Origin of the sequence: Streptomyces sp. LMG1-1-1.1, from assembly GCF_040815545.1 — a bacterium.
Classification (GTDB): Bacteria; Actinomycetota; Actinomycetes; order Streptomycetales; family Streptomycetaceae; genus Streptomyces.
Genome location: NZ_JBFPNH010000028.1, coordinates 90,826 through 111,186, shown reverse-complemented (window position 1 = coordinate 111,186; position 20,361 = coordinate 90,826). Strand labels below are relative to the sequence as shown.

The 20,361-nt window shown below is 71.9% G+C and carries 19 protein-coding genes and 1 tRNA gene; 17 read left to right on the top strand and 3 right to left on the bottom strand.

The genetic code is table 11. The annotated features are described in order from the left end of the window. The first annotated feature begins 173 nt into the window (after positions 1–173). The 3 genes from MRBLMG1_RS16855 (at position 174) to galE (ending at position 5,233) form a co-directional block, all read left to right on the top strand. Positions 174–2,957, top strand: a complete 2,784-nt coding sequence (locus tag MRBLMG1_RS16855) for a bifunctional glycosyltransferase/CDP-glycerol:glycerophosphate glycerophosphotransferase (protein ID WP_367824832.1) — start codon at positions 174–176, stop codon at positions 2,955–2,957. Beyond that, positions 2,950–4,107, top strand: a complete 1,158-nt coding sequence (locus tag MRBLMG1_RS16850) for a glycosyltransferase (RefSeq protein ID WP_367824831.1) — start codon at positions 2,950–2,952, stop codon at positions 4,105–4,107. Before MRBLMG1_RS16855 ends, MRBLMG1_RS16850 begins: the two co-directional genes overlap by 8 nt. Before the next feature lie 133 nt (positions 4,108–4,240). Next, positions 4,241–5,233: a UDP-glucose 4-epimerase GalE gene (gene galE / locus MRBLMG1_RS16845; RefSeq protein WP_367824830.1), complete on the top strand. Its 993-nt coding sequence runs from the start codon at positions 4,241–4,243 to the stop codon at positions 5,231–5,233. A 120-nt stretch (positions 5,234–5,353) separates the two neighbouring features. Here galE and MRBLMG1_RS16840 read toward each other — a convergent pair whose 3' ends face one another. Next, positions 5,354–6,907, bottom strand: a complete 1,554-nt coding sequence (locus tag MRBLMG1_RS16840; protein WP_367824829.1) for a hypothetical protein — start codon at positions 6,905–6,907, stop codon at positions 5,354–5,356. 251 nt (positions 6,908–7,158) lie between these two features. Here MRBLMG1_RS16840 and MRBLMG1_RS16835 point away from each other — a divergent pair, with 251 nt between their 5' ends. The 7 genes from MRBLMG1_RS16835 to MRBLMG1_RS16805 all read left to right on the top strand — a co-directional run bounded on the left by MRBLMG1_RS16835 (position 7,159) and on the right by MRBLMG1_RS16805 (position 13,918). After that, a complete protein-coding gene (locus MRBLMG1_RS16835) occupies positions 7,159–8,154 on the top strand; it encodes a glycosyltransferase family 2 protein (RefSeq protein ID WP_367824828.1) in 996 nt (331 codons plus the stop codon). Next, on the top strand, positions 8,154–8,660 hold the full coding sequence (locus MRBLMG1_RS16830; protein WP_367824827.1) for a GtrA family protein: 507 nt from the start codon (positions 8,154–8,156) through the stop codon (positions 8,658–8,660). The genes MRBLMG1_RS16835 and MRBLMG1_RS16830 overlap by 1 nt, the downstream gene beginning before the upstream one ends. Positions 8,661–8,784: 124 nt before the next feature. Then, the gene (proB, locus tag MRBLMG1_RS16825; protein WP_367824840.1) at positions 8,785–9,888 is read left to right on the top strand and encodes a glutamate 5-kinase; all 1,104 of its coding nucleotides are present in this window, start codon (positions 8,785–8,787) and stop codon (positions 9,886–9,888) included. Between the two features lie 169 nt (positions 9,889–10,057). Beyond that, positions 10,058–10,579: a hypothetical protein gene (locus MRBLMG1_RS16820; protein WP_367824826.1), complete on the top strand. Its 522-nt coding sequence runs from the start codon at positions 10,058–10,060 to the stop codon at positions 10,577–10,579. A 219-nt stretch (positions 10,580–10,798) separates the two neighbouring features. Beyond that, positions 10,799–12,082 (top strand): glutamate-5-semialdehyde dehydrogenase, encoded by a 1,284-nt coding sequence (locus tag MRBLMG1_RS16815; protein ID WP_367824825.1) that lies wholly within the window; start codon positions 10,799–10,801, stop codon positions 12,080–12,082. Between the two features lie 76 nt (positions 12,083–12,158). Beyond that, entirely contained in the window at positions 12,159–12,719 is a 561-nt protein-coding gene (locus tag MRBLMG1_RS16810) for a hypothetical protein (RefSeq protein ID WP_367824824.1), read from the top strand. Between the two features lie 110 nt (positions 12,720–12,829). Then, positions 12,830–13,918: a hypothetical protein gene (locus MRBLMG1_RS16805; protein ID WP_367824823.1), complete on the top strand. Its 1,089-nt coding sequence runs from the start codon at positions 12,830–12,832 to the stop codon at positions 13,916–13,918. Here the strand turns inward: MRBLMG1_RS16805 and MRBLMG1_RS16800 are convergent. Further along, entirely contained in the window at positions 13,903–15,006 is a 1,104-nt protein-coding gene (locus MRBLMG1_RS16800; RefSeq protein ID WP_367824822.1) for a M48 family metallopeptidase, read from the bottom strand. The genes MRBLMG1_RS16805 and MRBLMG1_RS16800 overlap by 16 nt on opposite strands. A 127-nt stretch (positions 15,007–15,133) precedes the next feature. Between MRBLMG1_RS16800 and MRBLMG1_RS16795 the strand changes: the two genes are divergently transcribed. The 7 genes from MRBLMG1_RS16795 (at position 15,134) to MRBLMG1_RS16765 (ending at position 19,367) form a co-directional block, all read left to right on the top strand. Next, the gene (locus tag MRBLMG1_RS16795) at positions 15,134–15,358 is read left to right on the top strand and encodes a hypothetical protein (protein WP_367824841.1); all 225 of its coding nucleotides are present in this window, start codon (positions 15,134–15,136) and stop codon (positions 15,356–15,358) included. 83 nt (positions 15,359–15,441) lie between these two features. Continuing rightward, complete coding sequence (locus tag MRBLMG1_RS16790) at positions 15,442–15,606, top strand: hypothetical protein (protein WP_367824821.1); 165 nt, start codon at positions 15,442–15,444, stop codon at positions 15,604–15,606. Between the two features lie 52 nt (positions 15,607–15,658). Next, a complete protein-coding gene (gene nadD, locus MRBLMG1_RS16785) occupies positions 15,659–16,279 on the top strand; it encodes a nicotinate-nucleotide adenylyltransferase (RefSeq protein WP_367824820.1) in 621 nt (206 codons plus the stop codon). 19 nt (positions 16,280–16,298) lie between these two features. Further along, entirely contained in the window at positions 16,299–17,990 is a 1,692-nt protein-coding gene (locus MRBLMG1_RS16780) for an LCP family protein (protein ID WP_367824819.1), read from the top strand. Positions 17,991–18,073: 83 nt separating this feature from the next. Then, positions 18,074–18,541, top strand: coding sequence for a ribosome silencing factor (gene rsfS / locus MRBLMG1_RS16775; protein WP_367824818.1), 468 nt, complete (start codon positions 18,074–18,076; stop codon positions 18,539–18,541). Next, a complete protein-coding gene (locus MRBLMG1_RS16770) occupies positions 18,538–19,191 on the top strand; it encodes a histidine phosphatase family protein (protein WP_367824839.1) in 654 nt (217 codons plus the stop codon). Before rsfS ends, MRBLMG1_RS16770 begins: the two co-directional genes overlap by 4 nt. A gap of 103 nt (positions 19,192–19,294) precedes the next feature. Continuing rightward, positions 19,295–19,367 (top strand) — tRNA-Ala (locus MRBLMG1_RS16765). Positions 19,368–19,426: 59 nt separating this feature from the next. On the opposite strand, the gene MRBLMG1_RS16760 is transcribed toward MRBLMG1_RS16765, so the two are convergent. After that, positions 19,427–20,293 carry a helix-turn-helix transcriptional regulator gene (locus MRBLMG1_RS16760; RefSeq protein WP_367824817.1) on the bottom strand — a complete coding sequence of 289 codons (867 nt, stop codon included), beginning with the start codon at positions 20,291–20,293 and terminating at the stop codon, positions 19,427–19,429. Between the last annotated feature and the right edge of the window lie 68 nt (positions 20,294–20,361).

The window sequence follows — 20,361 nt, the reverse complement described above, 5'->3', positions numbered from 1 at the left end:
AACAATTCATCCCGCCGGTAGTCTTGCCGGTCGCTGGGTGGCGCTGATCGGACAGGCTGGGGCGGCACCCGACACCACCGAAGCCGACACGCGCCGTGACCCGGGGCGCGGGCAGCGCCGTGGCGAGACGGCCAGGCGCCGGATTGGCCGCACGCACTTGTGAGAGGACTTGGATGCCGACTAACGACGTCCCTGATGTGAGCGTCGTCATCATCGTCTACAACGATGAGGAACGGCTCCCGCGAGCGGTCCGGTCGGTGCTCGACCAGACCCTGAACAACCTCGAAGTGATCATCGCCGACGACTGTTCGACCGATGGCACCGAGCGCGTCGCGCGTTCTCTTGAGGCCTCCGACCCGCGCGTGCGCTACGTGCGGCTGGAGCAGAACAGCGGCGGCTGCAGCGCGCCCCGCAACCGCGGCATCGAGGTCGCGCGCGCCGCGCACGTCATGTTCCTGGACAGCGACGACGAGCTGCCCCGGCACGCCTGCAAGAGCCTGCTCCTCGTCGCCGAGGAGACCGGCGTCGACTTCGTGACCGGCGAGGTGACCCGTCTCTTCGAGGAGACGAACACCACCGGCCTCTGGTACCCGCACCTCTTCACCGAGCGCCGGGTCGTGAACGGCATCGCCGAGCGGCCCGAGTACTTCTTCGATCACCTGTCGACGAACAAGCTCTACCGGACGGCCTTCATCCGGGACAACGCCCTCACCTTCCCCGAGGGCATCCACTACGAGGACCAGCTGTTCTCCGCGCAGGCCTTCTCGCTCGCGGAGTCCTTCGCCGTCGTCCCGTGGTCGGTCTACACCTGGCGCCTCGCGCCGGAGAGCGTCTCCATCTCCTCCAGCCGCCACAAGATCCAGAACGTGGTGGACCGCATCGGCGTGGCCCGGCTCATCGACGCCTGGTTCGAGGAGACCGGCCGCGCGGGCCTGCGCGCCGAGAAGGACTACAAGTTCCTCCGGCACGACTTCCGCCTGTACCTGGGCGACCTGGTCTTCCGCGACCTCGACTGGATCGCCGAGTTCGCCGACGTGGTCAACCCGTACCTCGACGAGATCGCGGACGAGACCTTCGCCCGGCTCTCCCGCGAGGAGCGCATCTGCATCCACCTGCTGCGCACCGGCCGCCTGGAGGAGCTCCAGGTCGCCGCCCGCCAGCTGGGCCGTCCGCAGCTCGCCCCCCGCTTCGTGACCGAGGACGGCGAGGCCGCCTACTGGGGCGCCGTCGCCCCCGCCGACGAGGCGAGCCGCACCGAGCTGGACATCAGCGAGTGGCACATGAGCCGCCAGGTCCTCACCAGCGGCCGTCTCCGCCACGAGCTGACCTCGGTGAAGATGCGCGGCCCGGTCCTGTGCCTGGAGATCCGCACGTACGACCCGGCCGGTCTCATCACCGACGGCACCGTGGCGTCGATCAAGCTGGCCGCCCACAAGAAGCCGCTGGCCGTGCCGCTGGTCCTGCGTCCCGACGGTGACGGGCAGTACGTGTCGGCGGCCGAGCTCGACCTGCGCAAGGTGCCGGTCGGCAAGGTCGGCGTGGCGACCCGCAGGCATCCGGTCGTCGCCCTGGAGCGCGACGGCGCCCAGCGCACGGACGTCCTGCTGGCCGAGCACGACCAGCCCGACTACCGCGCCACCGTGACCTACCACAAGTTCGGCATCCACTACCTCCGCGTCAAGGCGGAGCAGAAGGGTGCCGGACGGCTTGAGGTGACCTGGCAGCGGTCCGGCGTCCTCAAGTCGCTCGAACCGCTCGGCCCGTACGCCCGCAAGGCGAAGGCCAAGGTCGGCAAGGTCAAGAAGATCCTGGTCGGCAACGAGGGCAAGGCCACGGCGTACGACGTCGTCTCCAAGCTGCCGCGCAAGCGCAGCCTCGCCGTCTTCGAGGCGATGGAGGGCCGCGGCTACGCGGACAACCCCCGTTACATCTACGAGGAGCTCAAGCGCCGGAACCTCCCGATCGACGTGGTCTGGGTGTACTCCGGCAACCGTGCCTCGTTCCCGAAGGGCGTCCCGCTGGTCCGGCGCGGCAGCTTCGCGTACGGCCGCGCGCTGGCCCGGGCCACGTACTGGGTGGACTCCCACAACCTGCCGTACCTGTACCCGAAGCCGAAGGGCACCCGGTACCTGCAGACCTGGCACGGGCAGACGTTCAAGGCGATGGGCTTCGACGTGCCGTCGCTGCGCCAGGCGTCGGCCGCCGAGCAGGAGCAGTTCCGGGCAGGCGTGGCCCGCTGGGACGCGCTGGTCTGCCCGAGCGCCGAGTTCGAGCGGACCTTCGTGCCGGCCTTCGAGGTCTCGGCCGACCTGATCCGCTCCGGCTACCCGCGCAACGACGTGCTGGTGCGCTGGGCCGAGCCGGAGCAGCAGGCCCGCGTGGCCGCCGCCCGCGAGGCCCTGCACATCCCCGCCGACCGCAAGGTGCTGCTGTACGCCCCGACGTTCCGCGACGCGGCGCGCCGCACGGGCCAGTCGGTCCGGGTGGACTTCGAGGAGCTGGCCCCGTACCTGTCCGACGAGTGGGTGATCGTCGTGCGCACCCACCCGTACGACAACTTCAAGATCGCCCCGGAGCTCGGCCACTTCCTCCGCGACGGGTCCACGTTCGCCGACATCAACGACCTGATGCTGCTGTCGGACGCGGTCCTGACGGACTACTCGTCGCTGATGTTCGACTACGCCAACACCGGCCGTCCGATCCTGCTCTACACGGACGACTACGAGGCCTACCGGGGCGGCGACCGCGGCACGTACTACGACCTCGAAGAGATCGCGCCCGGCCCGATGCTGACGACCACCGAGGACCTCGCGGCGGCCGTGCGGGACCTGGACGGCGTCCAGGAGCGGCACGCGCAGCGGTACGCGCGCTTCCAGGAAATGTTCTGCTCGTACGAGACCGGCCACGCCAGCAAGATGGTGGTCGACGCTTTTTTCGAAGGCGGCACCCATGACTGAGGCCTCCCCTGCCCGCAAGAACGTGTTCTTCGTCGGTATCGACGTCGACTCGATGGGCGGATCCCAGCGGGTGCTGCACACCCTCGCCCAGGGCATGGGGGAGCGCGGTCACCGGGTGGAGCTGATCGGCATCCGTCCGAGCCCCGAGCCCTTCCCGTACAACGCCGAGCGCACGTACCGGCACACGACGCTCTACCCGGCGCCCGTCGAGCCCAAGTCGCCCGTGCGCACGGTCGGGGACCGGCTCAGCCTGGCGCGCCGCGCCGAGACCCGGCGTGCCCGGGCCGAGCGCGACCACGCGCGCGCGGAGCTGGAGCGGAAGCTCGCCGAGGTGCGGGACGGCTACATCGTCTTCGGCTCGCCGTGGGCGGTGGACTGGATCATGCCGCTGAAGTGGCGGCACCTGAAGGGCATCGGGCAGTACCACGAGTCCTTCGCGCAGGCGAAGCGCAGCGCCAACCTGTCGCTGATCCGGCGTCACTACCCGGAGCTCGAGCAGACGCTGGTGCTCTCCGAGGGCGACGCGGTCGAGTTCGTCAACCAGCGCGTGCCGAACGTGCGGGTCATGCCGAACCCGCTGCCGTTCTACCCGGACGAGAAGGCGCCGCTCGACACCCGCAAGATCGGTGCGGTGGGCCGTCTCGACCCGATCAAGCGGTACGACCGGATGATCGAGGCCTTCGCGCAGGCCCACAAGGGCCGCGAGGGCTGGGAGCTGCACCTCTTCGGCGAGGGTCCGCTGGAGAGCGAGCTGCGGATGACCGCCGCCGACCTCGGCGTCGCCGACCAGGTCGTCTTCCGCGGCACGGCCAAGGACATGGCGTCCGCCTACCGCGAGCTGTCCATCGTCGCGATCAGCAGTGAGCGCGAGGGCCGGCCGATGGCGCTGGCCGAGGCCGCCGCCTGCGGTGTGCCGTGTGTGAGCTTCGACGTCTCCGGCGGTGTCCGGGAACTCGTCGCGGACGGCGTCACGGGCACCCTGGTGCCGCCGGCGGACGTGCCGGGCCTGGCCGCCGCGCTCGGCGAGCTCATGGACGACGGCGAGCTGAGGCAGCGGTACGGCAGCGCCGGGCGTGAGCACGTCGCGCACCTGGCACTGCCGCACGTCCTCGACCAGTGGGAGTCGGCGTTCGAGGAGATCGAACGCTAGAGCCGCCCGAAAGCCCCGCCCCCGAGTCCCGCCGGAAGCTCGTCCGGCGGGGCGTCCGGGCGGGGCTTCCGTGTGTCCGAGGCCGCTTCCCCAGCCCCCGGAGGGGCTCGGGGGCTGTGACTACACTGTCCGAATGACCTGGCTCATCACCGGCGGCGCCGGTTACATCGGTTCCCACGTCGTCAAAGCAATGACCGAGGGCGGCGAGCACGTCGTCGTGGTCGACGACCTCAGCACCGGCAACCCCGCGCGCGTCCCCGAGGGCATCGTCCTGGAGCAGGGCACGGTCCTCGACCGCGACTTCCTCGACCGGGTGCTGCGCGAGCACCGGATCAAGGGCATCGTCCACCTGGCCGGCAAGAAGCAGGTCGGCGAGTCCGTCGAGAAGCCGCTGTACTACTACCGCGAGAACGTGACGGGCCTCCAGGTCATCCTCGAAGCGGCGGCGGCCGCGGGTGTGAAGAGCTTCCTCTTCTCCTCCTCCGCCTCCGTCTACGGGATGCCCGACGTGGACCTCGTCACCGAGGACACCGAGTGCCTGCCTCTCAGCCCGTACGGTGAGACCAAGCTCGTCGGCGAGTGGATGGCGCGCGCCGCCGGCCAGGCGAACGGCCTGTCCACCGCCTGCCTGCGGTACTTCAACGTGGCGGGCGCCGCGGCCCCCGAGCTCGCCGACACCGGTGTGTTCAACCTGGTGCCGATGGTCTTCGAGCGCCTCGACGCCGGCGAGTCCCCGCGCATCTTCGGTGACGACTACCCGACGCCGGACGGAACCTGCATCCGCGACTACATCCACGTCGCCGACATCGCGGACGCGCACCTGGCCGCCGCCCGCGCGCTCGTCGCGGCGGGCGAGGCCGGCGAGACCGCCACGCTGACCCTGAACATCGGGCGCGGCGAGGGCGTGTCGGTGCGCGAGATGGTGAACCTCATCAACGAGATCACCGGCCACAGCGTCGAGCCGCTGGTCACCCCGCGCCGTCCGGGCGACCCGGCCCGCGTGGTCGCCTCGGCCGAGCGCATCGAGTCGGAGCTGGGCTGGAAGGCGCAGCACGACGTCCGTTCCATGATCACGTCCGCCTGGGAGGGCTGGGGCGCGAACCGCGCGGCCCGCGCCGCCGGCTGACGCGCGCGATCCACACGCGAGGCGGGGTGCCCCCACGGGGTACCCCGCCTTCGCGTACCCACCGTCCGGGGAGACCCACGGCCTGTCGGCCAGGCCGGGCCCTCTTCGCCGGACACCCGCCTACGGCGTGTCCGGCGGTCGGTGGATGCGGTCCACGCGGTAGTACGTGGCGGTGCACCGCGCCGCCCAGTCCCGCTCGTACGAGGAGGCGAACAGGGGCTCGCTGAGGCCGCCGATGAGGAGCGGCCGGTAGACGACGTCCCGGTCGCCCGCCGCGGCCTCGGCCCGGATCCGGGCGTTCTGGCGGTCCCACGCGACACTCCGCACCACCGTGGCCGTGGTCAGCCCGTACACCGGCTGCACCAGGGCCGCCGCCCCGCCGAGGGCGACCGCGCCCGCCGCGACCAGCGCGGCGGCCCGTCCGGCGGGGCGCGGGACGGGGGCCAGGAGGCGCCGGCCCAGCAGGTACCCGCCCCACGTGCCGTACGCGCAGAGGGCGAGCAGCAGCGGGAACAGGAAGCTCGTCCAGGTGCGGCCGTAGGTCCAGCCGGTGTCGCCGTAACCGCTGCGCAGTCCGTGGACGACGGCCAGGCTCGCGAGGAGGACCAGCGGGACGGGCAGGAGCACCACGACGCGGAGGAGCCGGCGCGGGGGGAGGCCGGCGGGGCGGTCGCGGCCGCCCGTCCGGTCCCGCTCCGGCCGCCCGGCGGCCAGGGCCAGGCCGAGGAGCGCGCCGACGGCGACGGCTCCCGCGTACGCCCCCTGGCCGCCGATCGTCTGCCAGACGCGCCACCAGTCGTGGAACGTCTCGCCGATCCCGGCCATCGACAGCGGCTCCTGGGGGTGCTGCTCGCGCCGCCACCGGGCGCCGGGCGAGGTGTAGAGGAGGGCGAGGCCGGTGGCGAGCCCGAGGCAGGCCGCCGCGCACCAGGTGGAGACGTACCGGTCCCCGGCCCAGCCGAGCCGGGGCAGGCAGAGGACGCCGGTGGTGGCGGCGAGCAGCCCGGCCACCAGGGTGAACGGTTCGCTGAGCATCCCGAGCGCCGCCCCGGTCACCAGCGCGGACCCCACCGCCGCGCCCCGGGCCCACCGCGGCGCGTGGTGCGCGGCCCGGACGGCGGCGAGCACGGCCCAGAGGCCGATCACGCTCGGCAGGGTGTGGGAGATGGTCGCGGGCGCCCACAGCAGCACCTGGTACGAGCGGGTGCCGGCGAAGAACAGCAGCGCCGAGAGGAGCGCCACGGCGGCCACGAGCGGCGCGGCGGGCGGCCGGCGCAGGCCCAGGGAGCGCAGGGCCGCGCGGCCGAGGAAGAACAGCCCGCCGCCGAGCGCGATCACGAGGACGGCGGGCAGCAGCTTCGGCCCCCGCATGTCGCCGGAGTAGATCAGGCCGGTCAGGAAGGCGTTGGTGACGCGCCCGTTCTGGGTGCTGTAGAAGTCGGCGGTGATCCCCAGGACGCCCATGTCCCGGGTCTTCCAGAGGGCGCACCAGTCGTCCGACGTGGGGCGCACGTAGAGGCCGAGGAAAGCCCCCACCGCGAGCAGGGCCGCCGCGCAGGCGGCGACCACGAGGGCGACCCCGGACGACGCCCGTCGCAGGCCGTCCCCGTCGGTGTCCCCGCCGTCCTCCCGCGCCCTCGCGTCACCGTGCTCCGAGATGGTCGTCCTGCTCAACGGTCATCGCTCCAGCCGGCCACGGTCCGTGGCGCGTCGTCCTAATGGGTGACGAATGGGTGAAAATGCCACGTATATCAATATCTTCCCCGCATGCTTTGCTGCATGGACGACATGCCGACCGGGGGCGGTCACTCGGGCGACGCCGGGTCGTCACCGCCGCTCCGTACCGTGGCCGAGCTGCTCGCAGGAGAGCTCGGTGGCGGTCCGTCAGGACGTACTCTTGCCCATCCCTCTGGAGTGACCGTTCCATGACCAGGCTTTCCGTCGTCGTCCCCTGCTACAACGAGGAGGACGTCGTCGAGCGGTTCGACGCCCGCATGCGACAGGTGCTCGACACCCTCCCGGTCGGCTACGAGATCTGTTACGTGGACGACGGCAGCTCCGACGGAACGCTGGGCAAACTGCGCCAGATCGCCGCCCGGCACCCGCACCGCACCCAGTACGCCTCCTTCAGCCGCAACTTCGGCAAGGAGGCCGCCATGCTCGCGGGCCTCCGCAAGTCCACCGGCGACGCCGTGGTGATCATGGACGCCGACCTCCAGCACCCGCCGGAACTGCTCGCCCGGATGCTCGACCTCTACCACCAGGGCCACGACCAGGTCATGGCGCGGCGCACCCGCGAAGGCGACAAGAAGCTCCGCTCGGCGCTCAGCCGCGTGTACTACCGGGCCGTCAACCGCTGGGTCGACGTGGAACTCACCGACGGCGTCGGGGACTTCCGGCTGCTCTCCCGCCCCGCCGTCGACGCCCTGCTCTCGCTGCCCGAGTACAACCGCTTCTCCAAGGGGCTCTTCTCCTGGATCGGCTTCGACACCGTCACCTTCGACTACCAGAACGCCGCACGCGAGGGCGGCGAGACGAAGTGGAAGTTCAGCTCCCTGGTCAACTACGGCATGGACGGGCTGATCTCCTTCAACAACCGGCCCCTGCGCATCGCCCTCTGGCTCGGGATGACGCTCAGCGGCCTCGCCGTCCTCTACGCGGTCTGGGTGACCGCGGCCGCCCTCACCCAGGGCGTCACCGCCCCCGGATACGTCACCCTGGTGGCGATCATCGTGGGGCTCGGCGGCGTGCAGATGGTGATGCTGGGACTGATCGGCGAGTACATCGGCCGCATCTACTACGAGACCAAGCGCCGCCCGCACTTCCTCGTCAAGGAGACCCACCGCTCCTTCGGCCGCGCGGCCGCCGAGCGCGCCGCCGCCGAGCGGATCCGCGTCGTGACCTCCGACCGGGAGCGCTGATGGCCGCGGTCCGGGGAAGCGGTCCGCGACCGGAGACCGGTCCCCGTCCGGAGCCCACTCCGCGGCGGGAGCGGCTCGCGCAGATACTCCGCTTCGCCCTCGTCGGCGGGGTCAACACCGGCACGTTCTTCGGGTGCTACCTGATCCTCCACCCGTGGATGCCGTACTTCGCCGCGTACTCCCTCGCCTTCCTCCTCAGCATGATCGGCTCCTTCTTCCTGAACACGTACTTCACCTACCGCACCCGGCCGACCTGGAAGAAGTTCGCCCTCTTCCCCCTCACCAACGTCACCAACTACCTGGTGCAGAGCGTCGGTCTCTACGCGCTCGTCACCTGGGCCGGCATGGACGACCGGATCGCGCCCCTCGTCGCCGCCGTCGTCGCGATCCCCTTCACCTACCTCGTCTCCCGGCGGATCCTGGTGCCGCGGAACACCGGACGGACCTCCGCCGCGTCCGGTCCAGAGAGCGAAACGGACGAGCGGCGGCCCTCCCGGCTCGCGTAGATTGCCTGGCAGCCGCGGCGGGGAGCGCGCGGCCGTGGACAGCCGGGTGAGGCCGTGAGGCCGAGTGAGGACGACGCAGGTGGCGACGCAGGTGACGGGACAGACGGACGTGACGAGGCAGTACGTGACGGAGGCCCGCAGGATCGTCGTCAAGGTCGGCTCCTCCTCCCTCACCACCGCCTCCGGGGGCCTCGACGCCGACCGCGTCGACGCCCTCGTCGACGTCCTGGCCAAGGTCCGCAGCGGCGGCGAGAAGGAGATCGTCCTCGTCTCCTCCGGCGCCATCGCCGCCGGACTCGCCCCCCTCGGCCTCACCCGCCGCCCCAAGGACCTCGCCCGCCAGCAGGCCGCGGCCAGCGTCGGCCAGGGCCTCCTCGTCGCCCGCTACACCGCCTCCTTCGCCCGCTACGGCGTCCGCGTCGGCCAGGTCCTCCTCACCACCGACGACACCAGCCGCCGCGCGCACTACCGCAACGCCTACCGGACCCTCGACCAGCTCCTCGCGATGGGCGCGCTGCCCGTCGTCAACGAGAACGACACCGTCGCCACGGACGAGATCCGCTTCGGCGACAACGACCGGCTCGCCGCCCTCGTCGCCCACCTCGTCCGCGCCGACCTGCTCGTCCTCCTCTCCGACGTCGACGGGCTGTACGACGGGGACCCGTCCAAGCCCGGCACGTCGAGGATCGCGCAGGTCACCGGCCCCGAGTCGATCGCCCACGTCGAGATCGGCTCGGCCGGGAAGGCGGGCGTCGGCACCGGCGGCATGGTCACCAAGGTCGAGGCCGCCCGCATCGCCGCCGCCGCCGGCATCCCCGTCGTCCTCACCTCCGCGAGCCGCGCCGCCGACGCCCTCGCGGGCCGCGACACCGGCACGTACTTCCACTCCACCGGCCGCCGCTCCGCCGACCGGCTCCTCTGGCTGGCCCACGCCTCCACCCCGCAGGGCTCCGTGACCCTCGACGACGGAGCCGTACGCGCCGTGGTCGAGGGCAAGAAGTCCCTGCTCGCGGCCGGTGTCGCGGCCGTCGAAGGCGACTTCGTGGCCGGTGACCCCGTCGAGCTGCGCGACACCGCCGGCCGGGCCGTCGCCCGCGGCCTCGTCAACTTCGACGCCAAGGAACTCCCCCGCATGCTCGGCCGGTCCACCCACGAGCTGGCCGCGGAGCTCGGACCCGAGTACGAACGCGAGGTCGTGCACCGCGACGACCTGGTCGTCATCGGCTGACCGCACCACACCCCGTTGACCGCCCACGCCGAAACGGCTGAAAGTCCGGCCATCCGGAAGGGACGTTTACCAAAACCGCCCCATGTGCCGCCTCGGGCTGGTCAACTTTGTCTCGGGGGTAAGACCAAGGCGGGGTACAGCACCACACGCATCACACAGGAGGCCGCCGGTGAGACGAGCGCGCCCAGGGGCACCGCCCCGCGGGACCGCCGAACGCGCCCTGACCAGTGTCGAGGCCGGAGCCGACTTCGACGAGGCACGGGACAGGTCAACGGACAGGAAGACCGAGACCACCACCGAGACACGTGAGTCACGCGAGGCGCGTGAGGCACGAGCCAAGGAACAGCCCGAGTCCAAGCTCTGGCACATCACCCTCAGCGTCTCCGGCGTGGAGTCGCCGCTGAAGGAGGTCCGGCGCGGGCTCGAACAGCTCGCCCACGACCACCCCTTCCTGCTGACCAGCCGCTACGCCAACGACCACGCCGAGATCCGGTACTGGGAGGAGGCCCGCGACCTGCACGACGCCGCGGCCGTCGCCCTGCGCCTCTGGGGCGAGCACCGGCAGACCGCCAAACTGCCGCCCTGGGAGATCGTCGGCCTGGAGGTCATCGACCGCGAGACCTACCACCAGCGGATCGCGGAGGGCTACGGCCCGCCGCCGGCCGCCCCGGTCGGCGTCCACCCCTACTGAGCACCGGTGGCACGGCCTGCTCAGCACCGGGGCACGGCCCGCCGAGCACTGGGGGCACGGCCCGCTGAGCACCGGGGCACGGCCTGCTGAGCACCGGGGCACGGTCCGCCGAGCGCCGGAGGCACGGGCCCGGAAACCGGGCCCGTCCCCCCGCCGGGGCGCGTCTCGGAGTGCGGGATACGTGAGGGATGTCCGCAGGGGGCCAAGTACCCTGCGGGCATGACCTCGCTCACGCCCCTCGACAACCTCTCCCCGGTCGCCCGGGCCGCCTACCGGGCCCGTGGCGCCGCCGCCGAAATCGCGCCACTCCCGCGCGCGGCCAAGGACGACGCCCTGCTGGCGATCGCGGACGCCCTCGAAGTCCGCACCGCCGAGATCGTCGAGGCCAACGCCGAGGACATCGCCAAGGCCCGCGAAGCCGGGACCAGCGAGGCCATCATCGACCGGCTCACCCTCACGCCGGAGCGCGTCCGGGCCATCGCCGCCGACGTCCGCGACGTCGCCGCCCTGCCCGACCCCGTCGGCGAGGTCGTCCGCGGCTCGACCCTCCCCAACGGCATCGACCTGCGCCAGGTCCGCGTCCCGCTCGGCGTCGTCGGCATCATCTACGAGGCCCGCCCCAACGTCACCGTCGACGCCGCCGCCCTCTGCCTCAAGTCCGGCAACGCCGTCCTGCTCCGCGGCTCCTCCTCCGCGTACGCCTCCAACACCGCCCTGGTGACCGTCCTGCGCGACGCCATCGGCGGCGCCGGACTGCCCGCCGACGCCATCCAGCTCGTCCCCGGCGAGTCCCGCGAGTCGGTCCGCGAGCTGATGCGCGCCCGCGGCCTCGTCGACGTGCTCATCCCGCGCGGCGGCGCCTCCCTCATCCGGACGGTCGTCGAGGAGTCCACCGTCCCGGTGATCGAGACCGGCACCGGCAACTGCCACGTCTACGTCGACGCCCAGACCGACCTCGACATGGCCGTCGACATCCTGATCAACTCCAAGGCCTCGCGGGTCAGCGTCTGCAACGCCGCCGAGACCCTCCTCGTCCACCGGGACGTCGCCGAGGCCTTCCTGCCCAAGGCGCTCGCCGCCCTCGCCGAGGCCGGCGTCACCGTCCACGCCGACGAGCGCGTCCTCGCCCTCTCCGAGGGCTCCAAGGCCACCGTCGTACCGGCCACCGCCGACGACTGGGAGACCGAGTACCTCTCGTACGACATCGCCGCCGCGGTCGTCGACTCCCTCGACAAGGCCGTGGAGCACATCCGGATGTGGTCCTCCGGCCACACCGAGGCGATCGTCACCACCTCGCAGGCCGCGGCCCGCCGCTTCACCCAGCTGGTCGACTCGACCACGGTCGCCGTGAACGCCTCCACCCGGTTCACGGACGGCGGACAGTTCGGCTTCGGCGCCGAGATCGGCATCTCCACCCAGAAGCTGCACGCCCGGGGCCCCATGGGCCTTCCCGAACTGACCTCGACCAAGTACATCGTCACCGGCGACGGCCACGTGCGGTAACACCTCCTTTCAGGACGGGCGGGGAGGGTTCGCACTCTCCCTGCCCAAAACCCCCTCGCGGGTCTACTCTGAATCCGTGCCGGACGACGTGGGGGGCACGCCGTTCCAGGACGGCGGGGACCCCGAGGACCGTGTCGACCGCGGAGGCGCCGACGAGGTCTACGCCGCCGTGGTGTTCGACGAGGAGTTCGTACGGGCCGCCCCCGTCCACGAGCCGACGGCGGTGGAACGCCTCCTCGCCGCCGCCCAGGCCCGCGCGGAGGCCGAGGCCGCCCGCGCCCGGGCCGGCATCGGAGGGGCCGACGACGACCCCTACGAGGACGGCCGCGACCCCGTAGGCCACACCTACGAGCCCGACGACGTCGGCGACGACGCCAGCCCCTACGGGCGCCACGGAGGCGCCCTGCGCCCCTACCGGGGCAGCGCGCGCTGGCACCGGCCGGTGGCCTGGCTCCTCGCCCTCGTCATGGGCATCGGCATGGTCGCGCTGGCCTTCAGCGCCGTCTACCGGGGCGCCGCCGCCCACCGCGACGAACCGGTCCCGCCGCCGGCCACCACCGGCGTCGACACGCCGAAGCCGCTCCCCGCTCCGCCCGCGGCCGTCGCGCCCGCGCTCCGGTCCGCCGTGCCCGAATAGCGGTCGCCGCCCCGTCCCCCCAGGGCCCGTACACCCCGACGGCGGAATTCTTCCGAACTTGTCGTGTACCTGGGCGTTTACCGAAGCCCCCGCGGACCTACCCTGAAGGTATGGCAGGGCGTGGCGACCCGCCTGAGGGGACGCCCGAGGGGTTCCCCGGCGGTGGTGAGGACGAGTACCGATCCGTCGTCTTCGACGAGGCGTTCGTCCGTGCTGCCCGCCTCCAGGAGTTTTCGGCCCAGGAACGGATGGGCGAGCACGCCCAGGCCGTCCGCAGCCGCCCCTCCGCCTGGGAGGGCCGCACCGGCTCCCGCCAGGCGCTCCTGCTGGTCCTGCTGATCCTCCTCGCCTTCGGCACCGCCATCTACCTGGGCGTCCGCAACCCGTACCAGCCCCCCGTCGACCAGCGGGCCGAGCCGCTGCGCACCACGGTGGTCCCGCTCGCCCCCCAGGGCACCGTCCCCGGCGGCGAGCCCGCGCGGCTCTTCGCCCGCAGCCCGGCCGCCGAGTACCGCACCGGGGCCGCCGGCATCAACCTGCCCGTCACCGGGCGCACCTCCCACTTCGCCGAGAGCCAGGTCGTCACCGCCCTCGGCATCGCCAAGGAGTACCTGGTGGCCTCCTCCCTGGAGCCCGCCGTCCTGTCCGGGTCGACCGTCCGGCCCGCCCGGCTGCTGCTCGACCCGGACCAGTTGGAGCAGTTCGACCGGAGCGTCGAGTCACCGGTCGACGACGGCCGCCACGCCCTCGCCGGCTGGCTCGTCCGCTTCGACCCCGAGCGGGCCGTCCTCGCCGATCCCGCCGCCCGCGTGCAGGGCACCCTCCGCTTCGAGGAGACCGGCCCCGACACCCTGGACGTCACCGCGGACCACACGTACACCTACGCGCTGCGCCCGGCCGTCCAGGGCGCCGGACCGGTCGCCGCGGCGTCCCTCTTCACGGTCCACCGCCAGGTGCACTTCCGATTCGACCGCGACGACCTGCGCATGCACCGGGTCGAGCTGCTGACCAGCACCGTGGAGGCCGGCCCGCAGGCGTGCGGCGCCGACACCACCGGCTCGCTGAAGCCGCTCCTGGCCGGGTCCCGGGTCCCCGACACGGGCGGCGGCCCGGCGGTCACCGACCCGTACGCCACGGACCGGCCCGCCGCACCCTCGCTGTGCGGAGCCCTCGCGCCGCGCGCTCAGCCCTCGCTCTGACCGTCCGGGGCGCCGCCCTCCCCGTCCTTCCCGGCGTCCGGCTTCTGGGGCCCCTGACCCGACCCGAAGCGGCTGCGCAGCCGGCCGCCCAGGTCGCCCGCCAGGTCGCCGGCGCCGCCGGCTATGTCCCCGACCAGCTTCATCAGCGGATCCTTGCTGGTCCGCACGGTGTCGGCGTAGTGCCCAGCCGACTCCCGGAAGGAGTCCGTGACCGAGGTGTCCTTGTCCTCCGAGCGCTTCGGGTAGTGCCCGTCCATGATCCGCTGGAAGTCGCGGTTCTCCGACCACTTCTTCAGCTCCGCCGCCCGCACGGTGGTGAAGGGGTGCGTGCGCGGCAGCACGTTGAGGATCTTCAGGACCGAGTCCCGCAGGTCCCCGGACTTCTCGTACTCGTCGGCCTGGGCGAGGAACGCGTCCACGTTCATCTCGTGCAGGTGGTTGCCGCCGGCGATCTTCATCAGACCGCGCATCGACGCCTGGACGTCCTGCCCGACCAGCAGACCGGCCCGGTCCGCGGAGAGCTCCGACTTGCGGAACCACTCGCGCAGCGCCGTCACGATGGCCATGATCGCCACGTTCCCCAGCGGGATCCAGGCGACCTTGAGGGCCAGACCCGTGAGGAAGAGCAGGATCGTGCGGTAGACAGCGTGGCCGGAGAGGGCGTGACCGACCTCGTGGCCGACGACGGCCCGCATCTCCTCCTCGTCGAGGAGCTCCACCAGACCGGTGGTGACGACGATGATCGGCTCGTCCAGGCCGATGCACATCGCGTTGGGCTTCGGGTCCTGCGCCACGTACATCGGCGGGACCTTCTCCAGGTCCAGGATGTAGCAGGCGTCCCTCAGCATGTCGTTGAGATGGCTGAACTGCGCGTCGCTCACCCGGACGGAGTCCGAGAGGAAGAGGAGCCGCAGGCTGCGCTCGGGCAGCAGGGCGCTGAGCGCCTTGAAGACCGTGTCGAAGCCGCTCAGCTTCCGCAGGGCCACCAGGGCCGATCGGTCCGCCGGATGTTCGTAGGCCCGCGAGGAGATGCCCGGGAACCGCTTCCGCTGCCTGCTCGGCACGTTCCCCTGGTCGTTCTCGGTCATGGATGCCCCCTGTTCGTACGAGTCGGTGCTCGTCCCCCTGACTGAACCCAGCGTAGGGGCTGGCGTTACCGTGTGCCGGGGCCTGTGGATAACTCGGGCACGAGGACTACCTAGGAGCACGACCGACATGCCGGACACCGCCGACGCCGCTGCCGCCCTGCTCGCGGAGGCCGCCGCACAAGGGCCGGGCAACACGATCCGGATCGTGCTGATCGTCTCGCTCGTGGGCGGCGCCCTGCTCGCCTGGTTCCTGCTGCGCGGCTACCGAGCCGACGACACGGACGCCGCCGACGAGGCCGGCGGACCGGCGAGCCGCACGGACGGCGGGACGGACCGCGACGCCAACGCCTGAGTCGGCGTGAGCGCGTCGGGACGGCCCGCATACGATGTGCGCGAAGTCTCCGCTCCCATCCCCGATCGATAGGTCTGCTGAAGATGAGCCTCCACAGCACCGCCGCCAACCTGGTCACCCTTGCCGAGGGCGCCGAGCACGGCGGCGGCAACCACGAAAGCCTCAGCCCCTACCTCACCGGCTTCGGCGCCTTCGGTGCCCTGCTCCTGCTGCTGTGGATCACCACCCGCTTCAACCGCGACCGCTGATCCGGCGACCACTGATCAGGCGTCCGCCGCCGTGCCAGTAGGCTCTGCACGCATGGGAGAGCAGGAAGTGCCTACTGGCGGGCGTGGCAAGCGCCGAGTCGGCGTGATGGGCGGAACCTTCGACCCGATCCACCACGGACACCTGGTGGCGGCGAGCGAGGTGGCCGCCCTGTTCCACCTGGACGAGGTGGTGTTCGTACCGACCGGGGAGCCGTGGCAGAAGAGCCACAAGGCGGTCTCCGCGGCCGAGGACCGGTATCTGATGACCGTCATCGCCACGGCGTCCAACCCGCAGTTCTCGGTCAGCCGCATCGACATCGACCGCGGCGGCGCGACGTACACCATCGACACCCTGCGGGACCTGCGCTCTCTCAACAGCGACTCGGACCTCTTCTTCATCACCGGGGCCGACGCGCTGTCGCAGATCCTCACCTGGCGCGACGCCGAGGAGCTCTTCTCGCTCGCCCACTTCATCGGCGTCACCCGGCCGGGCCACGACCTCACCGACGACGGACTGCCCAAGGGCGGCGTCTCGCTGGTCGAGGTCCCCGCCCTGGCCATCTCCTCCACCGACTGCCGGGCGAGGGTCGCGCAGGGCGATCCCGTCTGGTACCTGGTTCCGGACGGCGTGGTGCGCTACATCGACAAACGCCAGCTGTACCGCGGCGAGTGAGCTTCGGGGAGGGGCACCGGTGAACGACCAGCAGCATCCGTACGACCCGTACTATCCGCAGCAGCCGCAGATCATCGGCTACGACGAGTACGGGCAGCCGGTGTACCAGCAGCCCGCGCAGCACTACGACCCGTACGCCGGCCAACAGCAGCAGCACCAGCCCCAGCAGCCCCCGCAGGCGTACGGCTACGACCCGTACGCCCAGCAGCCGCAGGCGCAGCAACCCCAGGCCCAGCAGCCGCAGTACGACCCCTACGGACAGCAGGGCTACGCCTACCCGTCCGCCTACGACACCGGGCAGCAGTGGGCCGCCCAGGCCGAGCCCGCCCCGCCGCAGGCCGCCCCCGCGCCGCCCGCCCCGCCTGCGCCCGTCGCGGCCCCGGCCGGCGTCCCCGGCCAGCGGCCCGCCCCCGAGCGGCCCGCCCCGTCACGGCAGGGCGACGACGACCGGGAGTACCGCACCGAGCAGTTCTCCTTCATCGAGGAGCCCGACGAGGACTCCGAGGACGTCATCGACTGGCTCAAGTTCACCGAGAGCCGCTCCGAGCGGCGCGAGGAGGCCAGGCGCCGGGGCCGCAACCGGATCATCGCGCTCGTCGTCGTCCTCGTGCTCGCCGCCGTGGGCGGCGTCGGCTACCTCTGGTCCGCCGGCCTGCTCCCCGGGACGTCAGCCCCGGAGCAGAAGGGGAACACCGCGACCGGTCCGCAGAAGCGCGACACGATCGTCGTCCACCTCCACGACCTCAAGAGCGGCGGCACCTCCACCGCCCTCCTCGTGGACAACACGACCACCCGCCAGGGCACCACGATCCTGCTTCCCAACTCCGTCGTCGTCGCCGACGACGAGGGCGCCGCGACCACCCTCGGCAAGTCGGTCGAGGACGACGGCTCCGGCGGCACCCGGGAGGCGATCGACAACCTCCTCGGCACGAAGATCACCGGCACCTGGCGCCTGGACACCCCGTACCTCGAGAACCTCGTCGAGGCCGTCAGCAGCATCGAGACGGACACCGACACGGACGTGCCGGACACCAAGAAGGGCGCGGAGCCGCTCGTCAGGAAGGGCGAGAAGCAGACGCTGAACGGCCGCGCCGCCGTCGCCTACGCCACCTACCGGGCGCCCGGCGAGGCCGAGGCCAAGCAGCTCCAGCGCTTCGGGCAGGTCATGTACGGGGTGCTGCGCAAGATCTCCTCCGACCCCGAGGCCGCCACGGTCACCGTCGAGACCCTCCAGCAGATCCTCGACCCCTCGCTCCCGGAGAAGGACCTCGCCGCCTCCCTCGCCAAGCTCGCCGAGCACGCCAAGATCGGCGACTACAAGACCGCCCTGCTCCCGGTCGGGCAGGACGGCACGCTGACCGAGGGCGCGAGCGACAGTGTGGTGAAGGACATCCTCGGCGGAAAGGTCACCGCTCCCGAGGCGGGCGACGTGGCCCGCGTCTCGGTGCGGGACGGTTCCGGCAAGAAGGCCACCGAGGCCGCCCGGGTCGTCCTGATCAACGGCGGCTACGCCTTCGTGGGCGGCGGCACGGGGGACACCCAGGCGAAGTCGCAGGTCGTCTACGGCGACGAGGCGCAGAAGCCGACGGCGGTCGAGGTGGCCAAGACACTCGGTCTGCCGGCCGGCGCGGTCACCAGGGGCAAGCCGGTGGGAGCGGCCGCGGTCACCGTGATCCTCGGCCAGGACTACAAGGTCCCGGGGGCCTCGTAGCGGCGCTCCGGAAAACGTTGGCGGGGGCGTCGGCGGTCCGTGAGACCCTGGAGGGGTACTGGACCGCCGACGAAAGCCTGCTTGTGACCGCTACGGACCGTTCCATCGAGCTCGTCAACGCCGCCGCCCAGGCGGCCGCAGACCGGCTCGCGCACGACATCATCGCGTACGACGTCAGCGACGTGCTGTCGATCACCGACGCCTTCCTGCTCGCCTCCGCGCCCAACGACCGCCAGGTCAAGTCGATCGTCGACGAGATCGAGGAGCGCCTGAACAAGGACCTCGGCGCCAAGCCGGTCCGCCGTGAGGGCGACCGCGACGCGCGCTGGATCCTGCTGGACTACGTCGACATCGTCGTCCACGTCCAGCACAGCGAGGAGCGCGTCTTCTACGCGCTGGAGCGCCTCTGGAAGGACTGCCCCGAGCTCTCGCTGCCCGAGGACGCCCAGAAGACCCGGGGCAAGGGCGCCGAGCACGCCGCCCTGACCGGTGTCGACCTCTCCGACCACGCCGCCGGTCTGCCCGACGAGGTGGACGGTGAGCTGAGCTGAGCACCACCAAGGGCGGCAGCGGCCGCCGCATCGTGCTCTGGCGCCACGGCCAGACCTCCTGGAACCTGGAGCGCCGTTTCCAGGGCTCGACCGACATCGAGCTGACGGAGGCCGGCGTCGCCCAGGCGCGCCGTGCCGCCCGGCTGCTGGCCGCGCTGAAGCCGGACGCCATCGTGGCCTCCGACCTGAAGCGCGCGTCGGCCACCGCCGCCGAGCTCGCCGCGCTGACCGGCCACACCGTCGTCCACGACTCCGCGCTGCGCGAGACGTACGCGGGGGAGTGGCAGGGGCTGACCCACCACGAGATCGTGGCGCGGTACGGCGAGCAGTACGCCGCCTGGAAGCGCGGCGAGCCCGTGCGCAGGGGCGGCGGCGAGCTGGAGACCGAGGTGGCCGACCGGGCCGCTCCGGTGGTCCTGGGGCACGCGGACAAGCTGCCCGACGACGGCACCCTCGTCGTGGTCAGCCACGGCGGCACCATCCGCACCACCATCGGCCGGCTCCTGGGTCTGGAGGCGCGGCACTGGGAGAGCCTGGGCGGCCTCTCCAACTGCTGCTGGTCCGTCCTCGGCGAGGGCGCGCGCGGGTGGCGCCTGACGGAGCACAACGCCGGCACGCTGCCCGAGCCGGTCCTCGGCGACGACGACTGACGCCGGAGGCCTGCCTGCCGGACCCGGATTTCACTTTCCGGCAGGTCACAGGCTAGAGTTCTTCTTGTTCGCAGCGCAGAGCGCGAAGAACGGAAGAACACGAGGGGCTATAGCTCAGTTGGTAGAGCGCCTGCATGGCATGCAGGAGGTCAGGAGTTCAATTCTCCTTAGCTCCACAATCACCGGATCCCGTCCCCGCAAGGGGGCGGGATTCGTCGTTGTGGCCGCCTTGCCGTCACGGCCCTTCGCGCAGGGACTCGATCCCGAGGCGGCTCTCCTCGTCGTTCGGCGTGTAGGCGACGATCCGGCACTCCGGCATCCCGTTGACGGAGAGGGAGACCGAGGTCAACCGCACCTCGCCCACCCGCTCGTGACGGAAGGTCTTCACCCGGGTCCCCGGCGGGACCACGTCACCGCTCCGCCAGAGCCGGGCGAACTCCGGACTGGCGTCGGCGAGGCGCCGCACGAACTCCTCCCAGGCGGGCTCGCCCACATGGCGTCCGTACGCGCCGCGCAGCTGGGCCACCATCAGCGGCAGCTCCCGCTTCCGGTCGACGATGGGGCAACGGGGTCCGGGCACGCTGAAGAGCGCCCACAGGACGTTGCGTATGCCGAACGGGCCGGTGTCCATGCCCTGCCCGCCCTGCATCAGGAGCCGCTCGTACATGACGTTGGTCGCGAGCACGTCGTACCGCGCGTTGTAGAGCACGGCGGGGTGCGGGTCCAGGGCGTCGAGGATGCCCTGGATCTCCGGGCTGACCACCTCGGAGGCCGCGGCGGGCCGGTCCGGGGCGTAGGGCACCTCGGCGAGGTGGTAGAGGTGCTCGCGCTCGGGCCGGTCGAGGCGCAGCGTGCGGGCGACCGCGTCGAGGACCTGCGCGGAGGCGTTGATGGGCCGGCCCTGTTCCAGCCAGGTGTACCAGGTGACGCCGACCCCGGAGAGGTGCGCGACCTCCTCGCGGCGCAGCCCCGGCGTGCGGCGGCGCAGGCCCGGTGGCATGCCGACGTCCTCAGGTGTCACCCTGGCCCGGCGGCTGCGCAGGAACGCGGCCAGTTCCGGCCGTCGGCGCCGCTGTGTCGGTACTGCTGCCACGATCGTCACACCCCCATGGTCGAGTCCCCGTGCCGCCGCTGCCAGGTGCTGTCAGTACCAGCATCAGCGGGCTCTCG